Annotated in this window: 18 protein-coding genes; 12 read left to right on the forward strand and 6 right to left on the reverse strand. The window is 61.6% G+C overall.

Translation table 11 applies throughout. The features are described from left to right. Window positions 1-110: 110 nt before the first annotated feature. From HS968_RS07235 to HS968_RS07245, 3 genes are all read right to left on the reverse strand, one after another. Window positions 111-881, reverse strand: a complete 771-nt coding sequence (locus tag HS968_RS07235) for an MlaA family lipoprotein (RefSeq protein ID WP_182370748.1) — start codon at window positions 879-881, stop codon at window positions 111-113. Beyond that, entirely contained in the window at window positions 874-2,172 is a 1,299-nt protein-coding gene (locus HS968_RS07240) for a serine/threonine protein kinase (RefSeq protein ID WP_179624200.1), read from the reverse strand. Before HS968_RS07240 ends, HS968_RS07235 begins: the two co-directional genes overlap by 8 nt. Before the next feature lie 158 nt (window positions 2,173-2,330). Next, entirely contained in the window at window positions 2,331-2,555 is a 225-nt protein-coding gene (locus HS968_RS07245) for a DUF2061 domain-containing protein (protein ID WP_119693520.1), read from the reverse strand. 192 nt (window positions 2,556-2,747) lie between these two features. Between HS968_RS07245 and HS968_RS07250 the strand changes: the two genes are divergently transcribed. From HS968_RS07250 to HS968_RS07280, 7 genes are all read left to right on the forward strand, one after another. Further along, window positions 2,748-3,077, forward strand: a complete 330-nt coding sequence (locus HS968_RS07250) for a DHCW motif cupin fold protein (RefSeq protein WP_106739307.1) — start codon at window positions 2,748-2,750, stop codon at window positions 3,075-3,077. Between the two features lie 6 nt (window positions 3,078-3,083). Beyond that, a complete protein-coding gene (locus tag HS968_RS07255) occupies window positions 3,084-3,452 on the forward strand; it encodes a DUF2784 domain-containing protein (protein WP_119693522.1) in 369 nt (122 codons plus the stop codon). Window positions 3,453-3,558: 106 nt separating this feature from the next. Then, a complete protein-coding gene (locus HS968_RS07260) occupies window positions 3,559-4,371 on the forward strand; it encodes an SDR family oxidoreductase (RefSeq protein WP_179624201.1) in 813 nt (270 codons plus the stop codon). A gap of 100 nt (window positions 4,372-4,471) precedes the next feature. Further along, the gene (locus tag HS968_RS07265) at window positions 4,472-5,635 is read left to right on the forward strand and encodes an MFS transporter (protein ID WP_182370749.1); all 1,164 of its coding nucleotides are present in this window, start codon (window positions 4,472-4,474) and stop codon (window positions 5,633-5,635) included. A gap of 74 nt (window positions 5,636-5,709) precedes the next feature. Next, the gene (locus tag HS968_RS07270) at window positions 5,710-6,138 is read left to right on the forward strand and encodes a hypothetical protein (RefSeq protein WP_106739311.1); all 429 of its coding nucleotides are present in this window, start codon (window positions 5,710-5,712) and stop codon (window positions 6,136-6,138) included. 193 nt (window positions 6,139-6,331) lie between these two features. Next, window positions 6,332-7,636, forward strand: coding sequence for an OprO/OprP family phosphate-selective porin (locus HS968_RS07275; protein WP_106739312.1), 1,305 nt, complete (start codon window positions 6,332-6,334; stop codon window positions 7,634-7,636). Between the two features lie 82 nt (window positions 7,637-7,718). After that, window positions 7,719-8,648: a ParB/Srx family N-terminal domain-containing protein gene (locus HS968_RS07280; protein WP_182370750.1), complete on the forward strand. Its 930-nt coding sequence runs from the start codon at window positions 7,719-7,721 to the stop codon at window positions 8,646-8,648. 65 nt (window positions 8,649-8,713) lie between these two features. Here HS968_RS07280 and HS968_RS07285 read toward each other — a convergent pair whose 3' ends face one another. Next, window positions 8,714-9,319, reverse strand: a complete 606-nt coding sequence (locus HS968_RS07285) for an inorganic diphosphatase (RefSeq protein ID WP_106739314.1) — start codon at window positions 9,317-9,319, stop codon at window positions 8,714-8,716. A 124-nt stretch (window positions 9,320-9,443) separates the two neighbouring features. Between HS968_RS07285 and HS968_RS07290 the strand changes: the two genes are divergently transcribed. Continuing rightward, window positions 9,444-10,568 carry a GNAT family N-acetyltransferase gene (locus HS968_RS07290; RefSeq protein WP_182370751.1) on the forward strand — a complete coding sequence of 375 codons (1,125 nt, stop codon included), beginning with the start codon at window positions 9,444-9,446 and terminating at the stop codon, window positions 10,566-10,568. Between the two features lie 469 nt (window positions 10,569-11,037). Further along, complete coding sequence (gene putP / locus HS968_RS07295; RefSeq protein ID WP_106739316.1) at window positions 11,038-12,522, forward strand: sodium/proline symporter PutP; 1,485 nt, start codon at window positions 11,038-11,040, stop codon at window positions 12,520-12,522. A gap of 169 nt (window positions 12,523-12,691) precedes the next feature. On the opposite strand, the gene HS968_RS07300 is transcribed toward putP, so the two are convergent. Further along, complete coding sequence (locus tag HS968_RS07300; protein ID WP_106739317.1) at window positions 12,692-13,576, reverse strand: alpha/beta hydrolase; 885 nt, start codon at window positions 13,574-13,576, stop codon at window positions 12,692-12,694. Between the two features lie 115 nt (window positions 13,577-13,691). After that, window positions 13,692-16,790 (reverse strand): transglycosylase domain-containing protein, encoded by a 3,099-nt coding sequence (locus HS968_RS07305; protein WP_182370752.1) that lies wholly within the window; start codon window positions 16,788-16,790, stop codon window positions 13,692-13,694. A gap of 196 nt (window positions 16,791-16,986) precedes the next feature. Between HS968_RS07305 and HS968_RS07310 the strand changes: the two genes are divergently transcribed. The 3 genes from HS968_RS07310 to HS968_RS07320 are packed head-to-tail and all read left to right on the forward strand — an operon-like array spanning window position 16,987 to window position 18,911. Then, window positions 16,987-17,667, forward strand: a complete 681-nt coding sequence (locus HS968_RS07310) for a class I SAM-dependent methyltransferase (protein WP_106739319.1) — start codon at window positions 16,987-16,989, stop codon at window positions 17,665-17,667. A gap of 1 nt (window position 17,668) precedes the next feature. Beyond that, entirely contained in the window at window positions 17,669-18,103 is a 435-nt protein-coding gene (locus tag HS968_RS07315) for a VOC family protein (RefSeq protein ID WP_119693527.1), read from the forward strand. Next, window positions 18,090-18,911, forward strand: coding sequence for an aldo/keto reductase (locus HS968_RS07320; protein ID WP_106739321.1), 822 nt, complete (start codon window positions 18,090-18,092; stop codon window positions 18,909-18,911). Before HS968_RS07315 ends, HS968_RS07320 begins: the two co-directional genes overlap by 14 nt. Window positions 18,912-18,933 lie beyond the last annotated feature (22 nt).

The following is an 18,933-nucleotide window of genomic DNA, read 5'->3' on the forward strand; positions in this document are numbered from 1 at the left end:
GGCGGGCTCCTTGACAGGTAGGAATGGCGCCATGCTATGCGCATTGAATCGATGTTTGGGTGGAAAATTTCTGGGCTACGCATCGATTAATTCGATGCGTAGCCCTGGGGTCAATCGGCAATCTTCAGTTTGCGCGATTCGTGATAGAAGAAGCGCAGCTTCTCGTACTCGAACGGTGAGTTCAGCTGGCCATAACGGAAACCGGTATTGGCGCGGGTGTCAACGACGCGCAACACGGTGATGCCGGGGTTGCTGCGGCTGGCGTCGGCCACGTCGAGGTAGTTGACCGCGTTCTCCAGGCTGTAATCCGCCACCAGGCCACCGGTGTCGCGCAGGTTCGAAGGACCGAGCAGCGGCAGCATCAGGTAAGGCCCGGCAGGCACACCGTAATAGCCCAGGGTCTGGCCGAAGTCCTCGCTCAACCGCGGCAGGCCCATGTGCGTGGCCGGATCCCAGAGGCCGCCCACGCCGATGATGGTATTGAACAGCAGGCGTGCCGTGCTGTTCATTGCCCGTTGGCCCTTGAGCTGCAAAACGCTGTTGGCCAGGGTCGGAATCTCGCCCAGGTTGTTGAAGAAGTTGTGCACGCCGGTTTGCACGAGATTTGGCGTGATGTAGCGGTAGCCGTCGACCACGGGCAGGAACACCCACTGATCGAAGCGATAGTTGAAGTGGTAGACGCGGCGGTTCCACGACTCCAGCGGGTCATAGACCTGCAACGCATCGTTGGAGGCGCGCTCGAACTCCTGCTGATCCAGACCTGGGTTGAACTGCAGGTGTTGCAGCGGGTTGGTGAAGCCGTCGGAATCGACCTGGTGTTCGGCCAGAGCCTGCCCGCTGGCCAGCAGCAGGGCGATGATGAGAGTGCTGTGCTTAACCACGGAAGAACTCCAGCATGGCGTCGCTGTTGACGCGATAGTTGAGGTTGCCGCAGTGCCCGCCACGCGGATACAGGGTCAGGCGTTCGCCGAAGGTGCGACGCAGGAAGCCGATGTCGCCCTGGCCGAGGATCAGGTCGTCGGCGTTGTGCATCACGGCGATCTTGTCGCTGCCTTTGAGGTAATCCTCCAGTGCGTAGAGGCTGCTCTTCTCGATCAACTGGTTGAGGCTACCGCCGTCGTAGCGTGCGCGCCACATGGGCATCAGCTGCTCGGCGATGTAGCAGTCAAAGTCGCAGCGCAGTGCCATCTGGAAGAAGGGCGTGAGGCTGGTGCCTTCGGTGATGTGGTAGTCGCGCGGGGTGATCAGTCCGCGGCGGTTGAGCAAGTCCGAGGTGAATACGATATCGGCGGACGAGAAACGGAACGACGTGCCGATCAGCATGGCCATCTGCTCGTCGGAGAGCCGCTCTTTAGACTGCTGGAAGTCATAGAGCATGGCGTCGTTGATATCCAGATAGCCCTTGTCGTTGAAGTAGCGGGTCAGCTTGCCCAATACCAGGTCGTAGAAGTTGGTGCTGTTGTCGATACCTTGCACCTTGGTCTGCACCAGCTTGTCCAGGTTGCTGATGGAGGTATAGAGGTTGACCGGCGGGTTGAGCAGCAACACGCGCTTGAAGTCGAAGGCGCGGCGGGTTTCATCCAGCTGGCTGACGAAGGCGGCATGCAGCGCCCCCAGGCTATAGCCGGTGAGCAGGAACTCGCTGACCTCCAGCTTCGGATGTTGGGCGCGCACGGCCTGCATGGCACGGTACAGATCGTCGGCGTCGTCCGGGCTGTAGCCAGGGGTGGCGAAGCGCGAGGCGGCGGCCATGAAGTCGTAGCTGGTCGGAGATGACAGCTGCACGACGTGGAAGCCGGCGCCGTAGAACAGTTTCTTCAGGTATTCGGTGGTGCCGCTGGCGTAATGCGCGCCGGTGCCGGAGATGATGAAGATCAGCGGTGCTCGGCCTTTCTGCTCGGCCAGGCGGTAACGCAGCTTGGTCACCGGCCAGAAGTTGTCCAGCAACTCGAACTCACGATCCGGACGCAGGCGCACCGAATAGTCGCGCTGCTTGATGTCTCCGTCGGCCGGTAGCGCAGGGCGCAGATCGGGCGGTGTGGTGGCGATGGTCGCTTCGAACGGGTTGGCCAGCGGATAACCGTAGCTTTCCGCATCCACATCGGCGGCTATCGCGGAGGCACAGAAGACCAGGCCGCCGAGCAAGGCGGCGAGTCGGGCAAGGCTGGGCATTTGGCAAGTCCCTTTAATAAGAGAACGTCTGGATTGAACAGCTGGCTTATGACAGCAGCAAGCGGGGCAAAGTGCCAGACTATCCTGCCTTATCGCAGGGAAACTTGAGTAGTGGCAATGAGGTTGCCGTACGCCGAACCCTTTGCAGGTTTTTTCACTCAGGCGTGGTGGTGCAGCCAGGCGTGCTTGGGACGCTCTGCCGCCGGCCGTTGGCGCCGTTCGAAGCGCTGCCAGATCTTCTCGTGAAAGTAGAAACCCACGGAGTTGCACAGCGGCTCGATGGCCGCTACCAGGCCACTCGCCGCGATGCTGCCGGTCAGTGCGTAGGTCACGCCGAAGGCGATGCAGAAGTGCATGAGGGTGAAGGTCAGGGTCTTGAGCATGATGCACCTCGATGAGAATCATTTCGCATTGAGTGCAAGGCTAGTGCGCCTGCCGAAATCAGGGAAATACGGCCTTTGTATGGAGTTGATAGTCAGTGTAAATTGATTCTTCTTTTTCTAGAGTTTCTTTCTATTTATTCCCCGGGTGGGAGGCTGCGTTAAGGTGGCGCTCTATTTCTATGGAGCCGATTCATGCAGATCAGTGATATTCCCTTCGGTGTGACGGACTGGGCTGCGATCCCTGCGACCGAACATCCGGGCGAGCGTGGCGTGGCGCGCTGGCGCACCTGCCAGTTCGGTTCGCTGCGCGTACGCATGGTCGAGTATTCACCGGGTTACCTGGCCGATCACTGGTGCCACAAGGGGCATGTGCTGTTGTGCCTGGAGGGGGAGCTGAGCACCGAGCTGGAGGATGGCCGGGTATTCGTGCTCAAACCCGGCATGAGCTATCAGGTGGCGGACGGTGCCGAGGCTCATCGCTCCTCGACATCGTCCGGTGCGCGCCTGTTCGTGGTGGACTGAGCCACGATGGGCTGGCGTCTGGCGGCCGATGCGCTGGTGGTGATCCACCTTGGCTTCATCCTTTTCGTGTTGTTTGGCGGCCTGTTGCTGCTGCGCTGGCCGCGTTTGCTCTGGCTGCATCTGCCGGCAGTGGTGTGGGGCGCCACGGTGGAGTTCTTCCATCTTCTGTGCCCGTTGACCCCCTGGGAAAATCAGTTGCGGCGAGCTGCCGGTGATGCGGGTTACGAAGGCGGCTTCATCGAGCACTACCTGATTCCGCTGATCTATCCGGCAGGGCTGACACCGCAGATACAGCTCTGGCTCGGCGGCGTCGTGGTGCTGATCAACGTCACTGTCTATGCCTGTCTGCTCAAGCGCTGGTTGCAACGCACGTAGCGCTGATTTGCCCTGGCCATTCATAAGTCTGATTAAGGGGCTTGAGCACTATTTCCTTGGCTACACTGCGAGCCATTGAAACCGAATATCGAAAGGCAGGCCTGCTATGCAAAACCGCATGATGATCACTGGCGCTGGTTCCGGTCTGGGGCGTGAAATCGCTCTGCGCTGGGCTCGCGAGGGCTGGCGCCTGGCGTTGGCCGATGTCAACGAAACTGGCCTCGCCGAAACCCTCAAGCTGGTGCGGGAAGCGGGCGGCGATGGCTTCACCCGCCGTTGCGACGTGCGTGATTACAGCCAACTGACGGCGCTGGCGCAGGCTTGCGAGGAGCAGTTCGGCGGTATCGATGTCATCGTCAACAACGCCGGTGTCGCTTCCGGTGGCTTCTTCAGCGAACTGTCGCTGGAGGACTGGGACTGGCAGATTTCCATCAACCTGATGGGCGTGGTCAAGGGCTGCAAGGCTTTCCTGCCGTTGCTGGAAAAGAGCAAAGGCAAGATCGTCAACATCGCGTCGATGGCGGCGTTGATGCAAGGGCCGGGGATGAGCAACTACAACGTGGCCAAGGCCGGTGTGGTGGCCCTGTCGGAAAGCCTGCTGGTCGAACTGCGCCAGTTGGAGGTCGGTGTGCATGTGGTCTGCCCGTCGTTCTTCCAGACCAACCTGCTGGATTCCTTCCGTGGCCCGACCCCGGCGATGAAGGCGCAGGTTGGCAAGTTGCTGGAAAGCTCGCCGATCAGTGCGGCGGACATCGCCAACTACATCCATGACGAGATGGGCAAGGGCAGCTTCATGATCCTGCCCCACGAGATGGGGCGCATGGCCTGGGCGATCAAGCAGAAGAACCCGCAGGTACTGTACGACGAGATGGCCGGCATGGCCGAGAAGATGCGTGGCAAGGTCAAACCTGCTAGCTGACCGGTAGGTCAGCTATTTATACCCGTAGGCTTGCCTGCCGCAGTCTGCGGGGGTAGGGTGGCCGCCCCGGCCTACCTGCCGTCCTGACCATGGAATACCTGTGAAACCAGTCCCTCGGGCCCTGTTGTTGGTGGCCCTGGTGCTGGCGGCGATCAATTTGCGCCCCGGCATCACGTCCCTTGCACCGCTCATCGAGCGTATTGCCGCCGAGCTGTCGCTGAGCCGCAGCTTCATCAGCCTGACCACGGCCTTGCCGGTGCTGTGCATGGGCTTGCTCGCGCCCCTGGCGCCGCGCCTGGCAGTGCGCTGGGGGCTGGAGCGCACCATCGTCCTGTGCCTGGGCTTGATCGGGCTGGCGCTGCTGGCGCGACTGGCGGCGCATCAAAGCGTGGTGCTGATCGGCAGCGCTATCGCGCTGGGGGCTGCCATCGCCGTTGCCGGGCCGCTGCTGTCGGGATTCATCAAACGTCATTTCGCCAGCCAGATGGGCCGCGTGGTCGGTTGGTATTCACTCGGTATGGCCATCGGTGGCGCGGGCGGCGCGGTACTGACGGCCCCGGCCACGGCGCTATTCGGCGATGCCTGGCACCTGGGGCTGGCCGTGTGGGCAACGCCTGCGGTGTTGGGCGTGCTGTTGTGGATCTGGTTGCCGAATCAGGCGGGTAGCGCCGGCGAGCAGGAGAGCGGCGGGTTGCCCTGGCGTCAGCCACGCGCCTGGTTGATCAGTTGTTTCTTCGCCATTCAGGCCGGTCTGTTCTATGCCATCGCGACCTGGGCCGTGGCGCGTTATCACGAAGCCGGACTGAGCATGCTGCGCAGCAATTCATTGCTGAGCATCGCGATGCTGATGGGCTTGCCCAGTTCGTTCCTGCTGCCCTGGTTGGCGCAGCGCTACAACGCGCGCTATCCGTTGCTGCTGGCCTGCGGCGCGACCACCTGCCTGTGCCTGGTGATGGTGACGTTCATGCCGCGACTGGTGCCGGAGATGTGGGCGGTGATCATGGGCTTCTCCCTGGGCGGTTCCTTCGCCTTGTCGCTGGTGCTGCCGTTGTACGAGGCGGGCTCGCCGTTGGCGGTCAGCCGCTGGACCGCGATGATGCTGTTCACCGGCTACAGCCTGGGTTGCCTGACGCCGATCCTCACCGGCCTGGCGCGTGATCTGTCGGGCAGCTATCAGCTGCCGTTCGCCGTTCTCACTGGCCTGGCTCTGGTGATGACGGTATTGGCCTTGCTGCTTGGGCGGCGCCGGCAGGTTCAACGCTGAAGAATTCGCGCCAGTTCCTTTCTTGCCCTGGCGGGCTGTGTTAGAAGGCGTTCTGCTTTTTCAGGAGTGCCGGTGTGGAGTCCGAATCCATCGTTTATGGCTGCATCCGCGACTGGCCCTCGGATGACCCCGAGCAACGTCGCCAGCGTCGCGAAACCAACCATGGCGTGCTCGCCGAATTGCCGGCTGGCGATCTCTGGCCGTTTCTTGGCCGCGAGATGTTCTCCTTCTGTGACCTGCCTGGCGCAGGCCTGTATCAGACCCAGGTGATCCATTTCGGTGCCAGCTACGGCGCTGTGGAATACGAATGGAACCTGTGGATCGAGGCCTTCGAGGCGCTGCTCAAGCGCCTGTACTGGGCCAGCGCGGTGGTGCACCTGGAAACCGAACTCAACGGCATTCACACCTTCCGCTGGGAGTCCGATAGCGGATTTCACAGCCCGCAGGAGGGTGCGTTGCGTGTGCGCTGCGCGTGGGAGCGTGAAGGCGTGCTGCGCGGCTGAAATCTACCTGCTGTCACTGAGTGCCGGGCTGTAGCTTGCCTTATAGACGTTCGGAGTAAAAAGTTCCGCTGTCATCAAATATTTATATATCGGCAACTGCGCTGAAATAACCCCTCGCCAAGATTCCCCCCAACACGAACGAGCGCTCCGCTCGGGTGTTTTCAACACTTAAAGTCCAACAGGGGAATCCTCGATGATCCGTAAGCACTTCGCCGGTTTCGCAGCCAGCGCCCTGGCTCTGGCCGTCTCCGCCCAGGCTTTCGCCGGTACCGTCACCACTGACGGCGCCGACCTCGTGATCAAGACCAAAGGTGGCCTGGAAGTCGCCACCACCGACAAGGCCTTCAGCTTCAAGCTGAGCGGCAAACTGCAATGGGACGCCACTCAGTTCGATGGCCTGATGGCTGCCGACCAGAACAAGCCGTTCGACGATACCTTCAACACCTTCATCCGCCGCGGTGAGTTCGGTCTGGAAGGCACTGCCTACAGCGATTGGGATTGGGGTCTGCGTCTGAGCTATGACGAAGGTGATGACACCAGCGTCGACCGTGCCTTCATCGCATATACCGGTCTGGATATCGGCACCTTTACCGTCGGCCGTTTTGGTGTCGACTACGGTCTGGAAAACTCCACCAGCTCCTCCTGGATCACCGCCATCGAGCGTCCGTTCATGTACGACTTCCTGAACGGCGATGAAGACACCCAGTTCGGCGTGAACTTCAAGCACTCCGGCGACAACTACGGCCTGATGGCTCAGGTTGCCACCTACGAGGGTGACAACAACTACAAGAGCGAAGACAACGACGAGCTCTACGGTTACACCCTGCGTGCCCATTGGGCGCCTTACCTCAATGGCACCGACGTCATTCACCTTGCTGCCAACTACCACAACAGCGAGTCCGACGATAACCGTGCCCGCGCTCGTACCCGCATGGGCATTCGCAGCGACAACGATTTTCGCCTGACCTTCGGCGACGTGCGTGTGGCTGACAAGGACGTCGAGTGGGTGTTGGAATCCGGTGCTCAGTTCGGTGCCTTCCGCGCACAAGCGGAGTACTTCCAGCGTCAGATCAGCGGTGAAACACTGGCCGGTGCCAAATCCGACGTCGACCTCAGCGGCTACTACGCTCAGGTTTCCTACATGTTCAATGGCGTGCGCCAATACAAGGCCGCTGACGGCAAGTGGGACAAGCCGGACAACATGAAAGGCTCCTGGGAAGTCTTCGCGCGTTACGAGAGCGCCACCATCGACTCCGATGCAGGGGCCATTCCGGGCAACCTGGGCCTGGCCGGTATCGTCGCTGATGATGTCAACGACGAGTTCGAGACCAAGGCCATGGTGGTGGGTGTGAACTACTTCGTCACGCCATCCGTACGTACCAGCTTGAACTACGTCGATTACCAGGTTGACAACATCAACACCTCCAACCAGGTCGATGGCAAGGGTGTTCAGGATGACGGCAAGGCCATCATCGCGCGCCTGCAGTACGTGTTCTAAGCAACACCTTCATCCGTTGCTCCTGATTGAGCCCCGCCCCTGGCGGGGCTTTTTTATCGCCAAGTCCTTTGGAGATTGTTCGATGCGTCACATCACTCTGTTGCTGGTCGCGCTCGGCCTGAGTTCGGCTGTTCTGGCCGAGGATTACAGCACGGCCAAGCCCGGCGAGCTGCTCCAGGTGCCCCTGCAGGCCCTGCATCCGACCCAGGCAGCGGTTGGTTATGATCAGATCTATTACAAGCTCGGCCGCTTCGCGCAGGAACGCAACAAGCTGTTCGACGAATACTGCGAAGCCAATGGCCAGGGCGAGAGTGCCAAGGTGCCTGGTGATGCCGATCTGCACAAACCTGAGAGTTTCACCTGTCAGGACAAGGTCGGTGCACGCAGCAGCGAGATGAAGACCGTAGTGGTCGGCCCTGGCGGCAAGCTGTTTCTCACCGACGGGCATCACACTTTCACCGTCTTGATGGAGCACCCCGGCGGTGGCGAGAACCTGAGCATGTGGGTTCGGGTGACCGATAATTTCAGCGACAGTGCCGACCTGGCCAGCTTCTGGCAGCGGATGCAGCAGGCGCGCAAGGTCTGGCTCAAAGACGGCAATGGTCAACCTATCGACTCAGGTCAGATACCGGCGCAACTCGGTCTGCAGCACCTGGCCAACGACCCTTATCGTGCGCTGGTGTATTTCACCCGCGAGGTGGGTTATGACAAGCCGCGCTCCGGCGAAGTGGCGCCTGAGTTTCTCGAGTTCTATTGGGGCAACTGGCTGCGTTCGGTGCTGCCACTGGACGGCTATGATCTGAGTGATCGCGGTGATTACCGCGATGCGGTCGAAGCTGCCGCGAAGAAAATGGTGGCGCTGGCTCCTGACGAGAACGTGGGAGACAGTGGTTTCAAGGCGCGTGAGCTGGGTGGTTATTCGTCGCTGGATCGCAAGGAACTGAACAAGGTTGCCGGGCGCAAGCTGAATTACGCTACCAGCTACAAGAAGAGCCTGGCCAGCAGAAGCTGAGTCGGCTCTGTGGCGAGAAATAAAAAAGCCCGGCTATCGCTCCGGGCTTTTTGTTCAGATTGGAATCAGTTGTTTTTCTTGAAGTTGTCCAGTGCCTGCTGAATCATCTGACGTGCTTCGGCGGCATTGCCATAGCCGTTCAGCTCGACCTTCTTGCGGCCTTCCGGCAACTGTTTATAAACGCGGAAGAAGGCTTCGATGCGCTGCCGCTCGATTTCCGGCAGATCAGTGATGTCCTGGATCTTGTCATAGCTCGGATCGATGTCGCTGCTCGGCACGCCGATGATCTTCTCGTCGGCTTCACCGCCGTCGATCATCTTCAGGTAGCCGATGGGGCGGAACTTGATCAGCACACCGGGGTGCAGAGGTTCGCGCGTCAGTACCAGGCCGTCCAGCGGATCGTTGTCACCGCCCAGGGTGCGGGAAAGAGAGCCATAGTTGGCCGGATAGACGACCGGCATCGATTGAAAGCGATCGACGAACACCAAGCCCTGCTCGTTGATCTCGTATTTGGTGAAACTACCCGCCGGGATCTCCACTGCCATGTGCACATCGTTCGGTGCATTTTCCGCCTGTTCTGCGTAAAAGGGATGGACGATGGACTTGTCCGCCATGGCGGCGCTGCTACCCAGGATCATGGCCACGCCGATGGCGACGAGCGACTTGTGCATGAGAACTCCTTCAAAAGCATGAGGTTATAAGTGTTGGAGTGCCCATATTGCGTGGCCATTGTTAGAGATATATTGCAGTCGAACCGCTACCGCCATTCGTGCTTGAGAAGGTCTGGAACTCGTCATGCCGCTCCAATGCATCGCCACCCTGCATCAGGTACCTCCCTCTGACTGGGATGCCCTTTTACCCAGCCCGCAGCCCTTTCTGCGCCACGCATTTCTCAGTGCGTTGGAGGACAGCGGCAGTGTCGGCGGGCGCACGGGCTGGCAGCCTGCGCATCGGCTCTGGTTCGACGAGCACGGGCAGTTGCAGGCGGCTATGCCGGCTTACGTCAAACAGCATTCCTATGGCGAGTACGTGTTCGATCACGGCTGGGCCGATGCCTGTCGCCGTGCGGGTATCGCCTATTACCCCAAGCTGCTGGGGGCCATTCCCTTTTCCCCGGTCGGTGGTGCGCGCCTGCTCGGTGATCGCCAGGGCTGTGCCAGCCTGATCGAAGCCTTGACCACTGCGTTGCATGAGGAGGGGCTTTCCAGCCTGCATGTCAACTTCACCCAACCGGCCTGCGATGAAGTGCTGCAAGGTCGTGAGAACTGGCTGGAGCGGATTGGCTGTCAGTATCACTGGAGTAATCGCGGCTATCGCGACTTTCAGGATTTTCTCGATGCACTCGCCTCGCGCAAGCGCAAGCAGATGCGCAAGGAGCGGGAACAGGTGGCGGGGCAGGGCATCGAGTTCGAGTGGCTAGGTGGCCATGAATTGAGCGAGGCGCAGTGGGACTTCGTCTATCACTGCTACGCCAACACCTACCACGTTCGCGGGCAGGCACCCTACCTGACGCGGGCTTTCTTCAGTCTGTTGGCCGAGCGCATGCCCGAGTTGATCCGCGTGGTGCTGGCGCATCAACATGGTCGCCCAGTGGCCATGGCTTTCAGCCTGCTCGATGGCGATACGCTCTACGGTCGTTACTGGGGTTGCCTGGCCGAGTTCGACCGGCTGCATTTCGAGACCTGCTTCTACCAGGGCATTGCCTGGGCTATCGAGGCCGGGCTTGCTCGTTTCGACGCCGGTGCCCAGGGGGAGCACAAGCTGATTCGCGGTTTCGAACCGGTGATCACCCGATCCTGGCACTACCTCTGTCACCCCGGGTTACGGGAGGCGGTGGCGGATTATCTGCAACAGGAGCGCATCGATGTGCTCGCCTATGCCGAGCAGGCGGCTCAGCATCTGCCTTATCGACATGACTGACGGGGCGTGATGCCGCGTCTTGCGCGGGCGTCTGATGTAGCGAGCCGGCTGGCGGAAGTTCCCTTCGTTGGAGTTTCCTGAAAAAAGTTCAGAGCTTTCTGCAAGAAGCGTCTGTCACGATGCCACTAAATTCCGCTCTTCACGTTTGCAGTGCCTGCTGTGGTGATCTTCGATTGGTAAGACCAGCGTAACTGGGCTAGACCGATACGAGGGGCATGTACATGGCAGTCGGTGTGATGCGGTGTTCGCAAGGAGATTGGCAGCGTGCGTGATGCGCTCGCCGACGCGCAACGGCTGCGGTGGAGAACCGCTCGGGTCTACCTGCCTTTGCCGACAACCTCCGGGCTGCCTGCGTTAAGAGGGAAGTAGACGATGCCCAGCGCTCGCCACAAGCAAGTGCGTTTCACAATCGGGGCATACGGGTTATTTCCCGCTGCCCGATAACAACAAATGAGAGGGGAGCCCCCCAATGACAGCTAGTACTCCGATGCTCGTCACCTTCGTGGTGTACATCATGGCCATGGTGCTGATTGGATTCATCGCCTACCGAGCCACCAAGAATTTCTCCGATTACATCCTCGGCGGTCGTAGCCTCGGTAGCGTGGTCACCGCCCTGTCGGCTGGCGCTTCCGACATGAGCGGCTGGCTGCTGATGGGCCTGCCGGGCGCGATCTTCGTTGCCGGTATTTCCGAGAGCTGGATCGCCATCGGCCTGATCGTCGGTGCTTACCTTAACTGGCTGTTCGTTGCCGGGCGTCTGCGTGTGCACACCGAGCACAACAACAACGCCCTGACGCTGCCCGACTACTTCACCAACCGCTTCGAAGACAGCAGCCGTCTGCTGCGCATCTTCTCGGCCCTGGTGATCCTGGTGTTCTTCACCATCTACTGCGCCTCGGGCGTGGTGGCAGGCGCGCGCCTGTTCGAAAGCACCTTTGGCATTTCCTACGGCACCGCGCTGTGGATCGGCGCTGCGGCGACCATCCTCTACGTGTTCGTCGGTGGCTTCCTCGCCGTGAGCTGGACCGACACCGTGCAGGCGGCGATGATGCTCTTCGCCCTGCTGATCACCCCGGTGTTCGTGATCCTGGCGCTGGGCAACTACGACGCGGCCATGGCTACCATCGAGCAGGCCAACCCGGCCAACTTCGACATGTTCCGCAACCTGTCCTTCCTCGCCATCGTTTCCCTGCTGGGCTGGGGCCTGGGTTATTTCGGCCAGCCGCACATTCTGGTGCGTTTCATGGCGGCTGATTCGGTCAAGACCATTCCGGCGGCCCGCCGCATCGGTATGGCCTGGATGATTCTCTGCCTGGGTGGTGCGGTCGCTGCCGGTTTCTTCGGTATCGCCTACTTCAACAACAACCCGGAGCTGGCAGGCGCGGTCAACGAGAACGGTGAGCGCGTGTTCATCGAGCTGACCAAGATCCTTTTCAACCCGTGGATCGCTGGTATCGTCCTGTCGGGCATCCTGGCTGCCGTGATGAGTACCCTGAGCTGCCAGCTGCTGGTGTGCTCCAGCGCCCTGACCGAAGACTTCTACAAAGCCTTCCTGCGCAAGAACGCCTCGCAGTCCGAGCTGGTATGGGTCGGTCGCTTCATGGTGCTGGCCATCGCGCTGGTTGCCATCGCCATTGCCTACAACCCCGAGAGCAAGGTGCTGGGCCTGGTGGCCTACGCCTGGGCGGGTTTCGGTGCTGCCTTCGGTCCGGTGGTGATCTTCTCCCTGCTGTGGAAGCGCATGACCCGTAACGGCGCGCTGGCTGGCATGGTGGTCGGTGCCGTCACCGTGGTGGTATGGAAGGAGTTCATCGGCTTGGGTCTGTACGAGATCATTCCGGGCTTCATCCTCTGCAGTCTGTGCATCGTGGTCTTCAGCCTGCTGGACAAGGAGCCTTCCGCTTCGATCCAGAAGCGCTTCGATGAAGCCGATCAGGAATACAAAGCGGTCTGATTGCCTCATGATGTGAAAAAAGCGGCGACTGCATGGCAGTCGCCGTTTTTTATTGCCTGCCATTTATGCCGGCCGCCCTGCGAACCGTCGCTGCGCGACGCTACATCTAAGGGGGCATGTAGGGTGCGCCGTGCGCGCCGGTGGTTCACGGCACAGCCAACGTAACGGTTCAGTTCAGGCGTTTACTCAGATCCTGCAGGGCCTGCCGATAGTCGCTGCCCGCCATGCGCAGGCTGTTGTTGTGGTTGGCACCGTCGATCAGCAACAGGCGCTTGGGCTCGCTGGCGGCTGCGAACAACTCCTCGCTGAAGCGCGAAGGTACGTAGCGGTCATCGCGGCCGTGGGCGATCAAGACGGGTACGCCGACGTCACCGATCTTGCTCAACGAATCGAACTCCTGGGACAGCAGCCAGCGTATGGGCAGCGATGTCTGGGTGACGGCTGCGGCGACATCGCCCAGGTTGGTGAAGCTGGACTCGACGATCAATCCACCGGCCTGGGGCGAGTCGTGCTCGCGGGCCAGCTCGTAGGCCAGGTGCACGGCTACTGCTCCTCCGAGCGAGTGGCCGTAGATGAAACGCTTGCCTGGGTCGGGTTGCAGGCGCTCGATATGTTGCCAGGCGATATGCGCGTCCTGGTAGACGGTGCGCTCCGAAGGCAACTGGCCAAGGCTCTGGCCGAAACCGCGGTAGTCGACCGCGAGCACCGAGTAGCCCATGGCGTGCAACTGCTCGATGCGAAACAACTGGCCGGTGAGGTTCCAGCGTGATCCATGCAGGTAGAGCAGGGTAGGGGCTTCGGCGCGGGCTGCTGGCCACCACCAGGCATGCAGGCTTTCGCCGGGCGCCAGATCCGGTGATTGCAGATCCATCTCCTGCAAGCCATTCGGTATGCCGCTGAACCAACGGGCAGTGCCTGGCTCGATTCGGAACACCAGCTTGCGCTCGGTTTCTTCCAGCTTCGCGCAGCCCACGGGTAGCAGGATCAACAGACTCAGCAGGGCGATCAGGCTGAAACGGCGACGGCGCATCAGCGCGATCCAGGATGCGGGCATGGCGGCTCCAGAAAGTGAAGGTTAAAGCACAAGGACAGTACTGCGTTGCTGGGGGCATTGACCGGTCATTCGTCGCCCGGTTTCGTTGCTGTGCCTGTAGCCTGGTTACCGCGTGTTACTGCCAACTGGCCTGCTGCGCCGATAACGGCGCCTGGCACAGGGTGGCGCTGCCGGGTTCGAGGTAGGGCGTCAGGATCGGCGCCATGCCTTTGAGTACCTGCACCGGTAGCGCCGACGTGAAGGTGAAGCGCTCGGCCTCGCGCCCAGGCACGAAAGCCGTCAGGGTGCCGTAGTGACGAGAACCGAGAAAGAATACGAAGGTGGCGGTGCGGTTCATCGCCCGTGAACTCAACACCCGTCCGCCAGCGCCGACGCTTTCGATGCGGTTGTCACCGGTGCCGGTCTTGCCGCCAAGGGTCAGCGCCTGGCCGTCTGCCAGTCGGAAACTGCCTTGCAGGCGACGTGCCGTGCCACCTTCGACGACTTGGGAAAGCGCGCCGCGCAGCGCCGCAGCGACCTCCGATGGCATGACCCGCTTGCCGCTCTGCGGATCACGTTCGACTCGCGTCTCGTAGGGGGTGTGGGCTGCAAAGTGCAGTTCATCGATGCGTTGCACCGGCTGGCGAATGCCGTCGTTCTGAATGATGCCCATCAACTCGGCCAGCGCCGCCGGGCGGTCGCCAGAGCTGCCCAGAGCAGTCGCCAGCGACGGCACGAGGTGCTGGAAGGGATAGCCGAGATTCTTCCAGCGGCGGTGGATGTCGGAGAACGCCTCCACCTCCAGCATGATGCGGATGCGGCTGTCGCGGGCACTCTTGTGCCGGCTGCGGAACAGCCAGCCATAGACCTCCTGGCGCTCGTCGACGCTGGCGGCCACGGCATCGCTGAAGCTGGCCTGTGGTTGCTGGATGAGAAAGCCCAGCAGCCACAGCTCCAACGGGTGAACGCGGGCGATGTAGCCCTGATCCGGCAGGCTGTAGGCGCCGGGGCCGTAGTCGTTGTAGAGCCGGGTGATGCGTGCATCGCTGAGGTTCTCCTGCGGTACCTGGGCGCGCAGGAAGGCGGCGAACGTCGCCTCGTCGGCATTCGGTATCAGGTAGCGATGCACGGCAGCCAGGCGTGCCGAGGTCTGCCGCAGGCCGCTGAGAAAGGTCTCCAGGCGTTGCTGCTCGGGCTGGCCTTGGTACTTGCGCCAGAAACGCAGGAGGAAGGTGCGACCTTCTCGGTCGGCGAAGCGCTGCAGGTACTCCTGGCGCCGAGGATCCTTGTCGTCCTTGAGTAGCTCGGCGCTGCTCTGGTAGGTGCTGTAACGCACCAGGTCACGCATCAGGCGCACGAATGGCAGGTTGATCGACTCGCGCAGGGACTCGCGCAGTGTGGGATTACGGCCATTGTCCTCGCGACGGAAGTTGCCGAAGGTGTGCACGCCGCCGCCAGTGAAGAAGCGCTCATGCGGGTTGGCGGAGTAGCGCCGCTCCAGTGCGGCGTCGAGCATGCTCGCGAGGTCGACGCCTGGATTGCTGCGCAGGTAATCCACGGCCCAGCGGCTGAGGTGATCCTGTTCGGCGATCTCCAGCGCACGCAGCTCGGCGGGTGTCTTGCCTGAATGGCGTTGATGCAGTTCCGCGATGATTTCCAGATAGGTCGCGAGCACGCGCAGCTTGGCGGTCGAGCCCAGTTCCAGTTTGCTGCCCTCGTTGATGTCGAAGGGTTGGTCGGTGCTGTCGGTCTGCACGCGAACCAGGCTGCCCGTTGCGGTGCGTTCGAACAGGGTGAAGCTGTAGCGCACTTCGGCGGTTTTCTCCGGTGACAGCAGGCGATCACCGAACAGGCCAATCTTGCCGGCGAACTCGGGGTCGGCCAGGTGTTGCAAATAAGCGCTGGTCTGCTGTTGCAGGTCGCGCTGCAAGGTGCTGCGCGCGGCCAGGTCGAGGCGGTCGAGATCGTATAAAGGCATACCCAGCAGATTGGACAAGCGTGAACGGGCGACGCTGATGCCCTTGTCGCTTTCCACTGGGCGCAGGTTGGGTTCCTGCTGCCAGTCGCGATAGTGCAGTTTCTGACTCAAGGCTGCGTCGCGCAGTTGCGTGTCGATCAGCCCGCCACTCGCCAGCAGGCGGATGTGGCTTTCGGTCAGGGTCTCCATTTCCTTGCGCCCCTGCGCCAGATAATAGGACGGGCGGCGCTGGGCGATCATCAGTGACAACATCTGGCGCAGGGCCAGGCCGCGTTCGGCCAGGCTGGCATCGGGCGAGCGACTCGGATCGAGCAGGGCGTTGCTGCGCTCGAAGTCGGCGCCGTACCAGATGCGCAGACCATCGGCCAGGCCGTGAACTTCGCCATGCCCAGGGGCAGCCGACAGCGGCACGCTGTTGAGGTAGTCACGCACGATGTTTTGCCGAGCTTCGAGGGTCTGCGGCCCCTGCTGATAAGCGCGCACGCTGGCGGAAATCATCTGCCGCAGTTTCTCGCCTGCCGACAGGGTCAGGCCGTCGGGGGAGTGGCGGTATTTCTCCAGCTGTGTGGCCAGGGTGCTGCCCCCTGCGGATTGATCCTGCATGTCGAGTACCTTGCCGAGCTGCGACAGTGCGGCCATGGCAAAGCGTGGCCAGTCCACAGCCGGGTTGGCCTGAGGCTGGGCGGGGTCGAGCAGATAGCGGTTCTCGATGAACAGCAGGCTACTGACGACCAGTGGCGGGATGCTGGCGAAATCGGCATAGCCTTGCTGCGGGTAGTGAAATTCGTAGAACGGTGTGCCACGGCAGTCGCTGATGCTCAGCCCGCTCTGACTCTTCTCGACGAATGGGGGAAACAGGCCATGACTGCTGTACGCCATCAGTTCCGGGGAGAAGCGCGATTGTGCGCTGATCAGGAAGTCGCGCTGTTGCAGGCGCTCCAGCATCAATGGCAGATAGGCATAGCCCTGGCGTTTATCAAAGGGGCCATCGCTGGGATAGAGGATGCTCGGGCTGGGGCCGGGTTCGACCTGATAGGTCAGGCTGGCGGCGTAGCGGCTCAGCTCACGTGCTTGGAAGTGGGCGCTGCGCAACTCGAATACGAACAGCGCAACAGCGACCAGCAGCAGGGCAATCAGCAGCAGATACAGCAGCAGGCGCCAACGTCGTGACTTCGAGCCCCGTGCCGTACCCGCGATGGGGAGAGCGCTTGAGCGTAAATCGCGCTGCTCAGGGTCGGATTGCCATAATGCGCCCATAATCCCCCGGCCTGACCTGTCTGCTTCACAAAGGCCGCGAAACTGTCGTTCGCTGAATCTTGACCAAGCTACGACCGTCTCGCCTGTCCCTTACAAGCTTAGTCGCTATGCACGTATCCGACAGGCCGGATGGACATATCAAGGCTGGGCGATGGCCTGCTAGACTCGGCGGCAACGCAAAATGCAGGTAACCGGCATGCAGCGCGATCACCGAGAACAGCTTCAGCAGAGCTGGCAGGCCAACGCCGATGCCTGGGCTGCCGCGGTGCGCGAACAGCGCATCGAGAGCCGGCGCCTGGTCACCGACGCGGCGATTCTGCAGGCGGTGCTGGCACTGGCGCCCAAGCGCGTGCTGGACGTCGGTTGCGGCGAGGGGTGGCTGTGCCGAGGATTGGCCGAACATGGCATCGAGCCAGTCGGGGTGGATGCGTCCGCACCGCTGATCGAAGCAGCCCGCGCCGCCTGTGATGGCCGCAGCCAGTATCGTGTTTGTGGGTATGCCGAGCTGGAGGAGCATGCCGAGCAACTCGGTCGCTTCGAAGTGCTGGTGTGCAACTTCGCGTTGCTCGAAGAGCCGCTGGAGCCGGTGATGCGCAGCCTGCACGGGCTGTTGGCGCCGGGCGGCAGTCTGCTGATTCAGACCCTGCATCCGTGGCGCGCCAGCCATGGTGAGCCTTATCAGGATGGCTGGCGGGTGGAGGACTTCGCCGGTTTCGGTGAGGGTTTCCAGGCACCTATGCCCTGGTTCTTCCGCACCTTGCAGTCCTGGTTGTCCCTAATGGGCGAGACCGGTTGGCGTCTGGAGTGGTTGCAGGAGCCGCTGCACCCGGAAAGCGTGCAGCCTGTGTCATTGTTGCTGCTGCTCAAGCCGCTCTGACATGCAATTGCTGCTCAATCTCGACGTGCCCGACCTGCAGGCGGCTGTCGCGTTCTATCGGCAGGCACTCGATCTGCGTGTGGGACGCTATCTGTTCGAGGGCAGCGTAGTCGAAATGCTCGGTGCCCCGGTGCCGATTTACCTTCTGCACAAGGCTGCCGGGTCGCCTCCTTGCCCGGGGGCACCATCGCCGCGTGATTACGAGCGTCATTGGATGCCTTTACACCTCGATTTCATCGTCGAGGATCTCGATGCTGCACTGGCCCGCGCGCTGGCAGCAGGTGCGCGTCAGGAAGGCGAAATCAGTGAGCAGCAATGGGGGCGCCTGGTAACGCTTAGCGACCCCTTCGGCCATGGTCTGTGCCTGTTGCAATGGTGTGGCGATGGTTACGGGCAGGTCACAACCCGTTCAGGAGGGAGTGATGCGTACGATTGAATTGGCTGGCGTTGCGGTGCCGGTAATCGGGCAGGGCACCTGGCGCATGGGCGAGGATCAGCGCCAGCGCGCGCGTGAGATCGCAGCCCTGCAAGAAGGCATCGATTTGGGGCTGACGCTGATCGACACCGCTGAAATGTACGGTGAGGGTGGCGCCGAGGAAGTCGTCGGCGCCGCTATCGCTGGGCGGCGCGACGAGGTGTTTCTGGTCAGCAAGGTGTACCCACACAATGCCAGCCTGCAGGGCGTCCAGGCCGCTTGCGAGCGTAGCCTACGGCGCCTGGGTTGTGAGTCTATCGACCTCTATCTGCTGCATTGGCGCGGGCGCTATCCGCTGGCAGAAACGGTGGAGGGCTTCGAGCGCCTGCGCGAACAGGGCAAGATCGGCGCCTGGGGCGTTTCCAACTTCGATCTGGATGACCTGCTCGAACTGGATCAGCCAGCCTGCGCGACCAATCAGGTGCTATACAACCTCGAAGCCCGCGGCATCGAATATGACCTGCTGCCCTGGCAACAGCAGGCGACCCTGCCATTGATGGCCTACTGTCCTTTGAGCCAGGCAGGGGCACTGCTACATGAGCCGGCGCTGCTGGAAGTGGCCAGGCGTCATGCCGTTACACCTGCTCAGGTAGCGCTGGCCTGGACGCTCAGGCAGGAAGGTGTGATCGCCATTCCCAAGGCGGTGAGCCGTCAACATCTACGTGACAACGCTGCGGCGGCTTCACTGATTCTGGATAGAGGTGATCTGGAGGTGCTGGATGCGGCCTTCGCGCCGCCGCGAGGCAAGCAGAGACTGGAGATGGTCTGAAGGTAGGGTGCGCCGTGCGCAC

The organism is Pseudomonas berkeleyensis (genome assembly GCF_014109765.1).
Classification (GTDB): domain Bacteria; phylum Pseudomonadota; class Gammaproteobacteria; order Pseudomonadales; family Pseudomonadaceae; genus Aquipseudomonas; species Aquipseudomonas berkeleyensis.

Excerpts from the sequence above, each read along its gene's own strand:
- HS968_RS07320 (WP_106739321.1), top strand. The coding sequence starts at position 18,090 with ATGCGTACGATTGAATTGGCTGGCGTTGCGGTGCCGGTAATCGGGCAG.
- HS968_RS07310 (WP_106739319.1), top strand. The coding sequence starts at position 16,987 with ATGCAGCGCGATCACCGAGAACAGCTTCAGCAGAGCTGGCAGGCCAAC.
- putP (WP_106739316.1), top strand. The coding sequence starts at position 11,038 with ATGACAGCTAGTACTCCGATGCTCGTCACCTTCGTGGTGTACATCATG.
- HS968_RS07255 (WP_119693522.1), top strand. The coding sequence starts at position 3,084 with ATGGGCTGGCGTCTGGCGGCCGATGCGCTGGTGGTGATCCACCTTGGC.
- HS968_RS07275 (WP_106739312.1), top strand. The coding sequence starts at position 6,332 with ATGATCCGTAAGCACTTCGCCGGTTTCGCAGCCAGCGCCCTGGCTCTG.
- HS968_RS07260 (WP_179624201.1), top strand. The coding sequence starts at position 3,559 with ATGCAAAACCGCATGATGATCACTGGCGCTGGTTCCGGTCTGGGGCGT.
- HS968_RS07285 (WP_106739314.1), bottom strand. The coding sequence starts at position 9,319 with ATGCACAAGTCGCTCGTCGCCATCGGCGTGGCCATGATCCTGGGTAGC.
- HS968_RS07305 (WP_182370752.1), bottom strand. The coding sequence starts at position 16,790 with ATGGGCGCATTATGGCAATCCGACCCTGAGCAGCGCGATTTACGCTCA.
- HS968_RS07245 (WP_119693520.1), bottom strand. The coding sequence starts at position 2,555 with ATGCTCAAGACCCTGACCTTCACCCTCATGCACTTCTGCATCGCCTTC.
- HS968_RS07315 (WP_119693527.1), top strand. The coding sequence starts at position 17,669 with ATGCAATTGCTGCTCAATCTCGACGTGCCCGACCTGCAGGCGGCTGTC.
- HS968_RS07280 (WP_182370750.1), top strand. The coding sequence starts at position 7,719 with ATGCGTCACATCACTCTGTTGCTGGTCGCGCTCGGCCTGAGTTCGGCT.
- HS968_RS07250 (WP_106739307.1), top strand. The coding sequence starts at position 2,748 with ATGCAGATCAGTGATATTCCCTTCGGTGTGACGGACTGGGCTGCGATC.
- HS968_RS07290 (WP_182370751.1), top strand. The coding sequence starts at position 9,444 with ATGCCGCTCCAATGCATCGCCACCCTGCATCAGGTACCTCCCTCTGAC.
- HS968_RS07240 (WP_179624200.1), bottom strand. The coding sequence starts at position 2,172 with ATGCCCAGCCTTGCCCGACTCGCCGCCTTGCTCGGCGGCCTGGTCTTC.
- HS968_RS07300 (WP_106739317.1), bottom strand. The coding sequence starts at position 13,576 with ATGCCCGCATCCTGGATCGCGCTGATGCGCCGTCGCCGTTTCAGCCTG.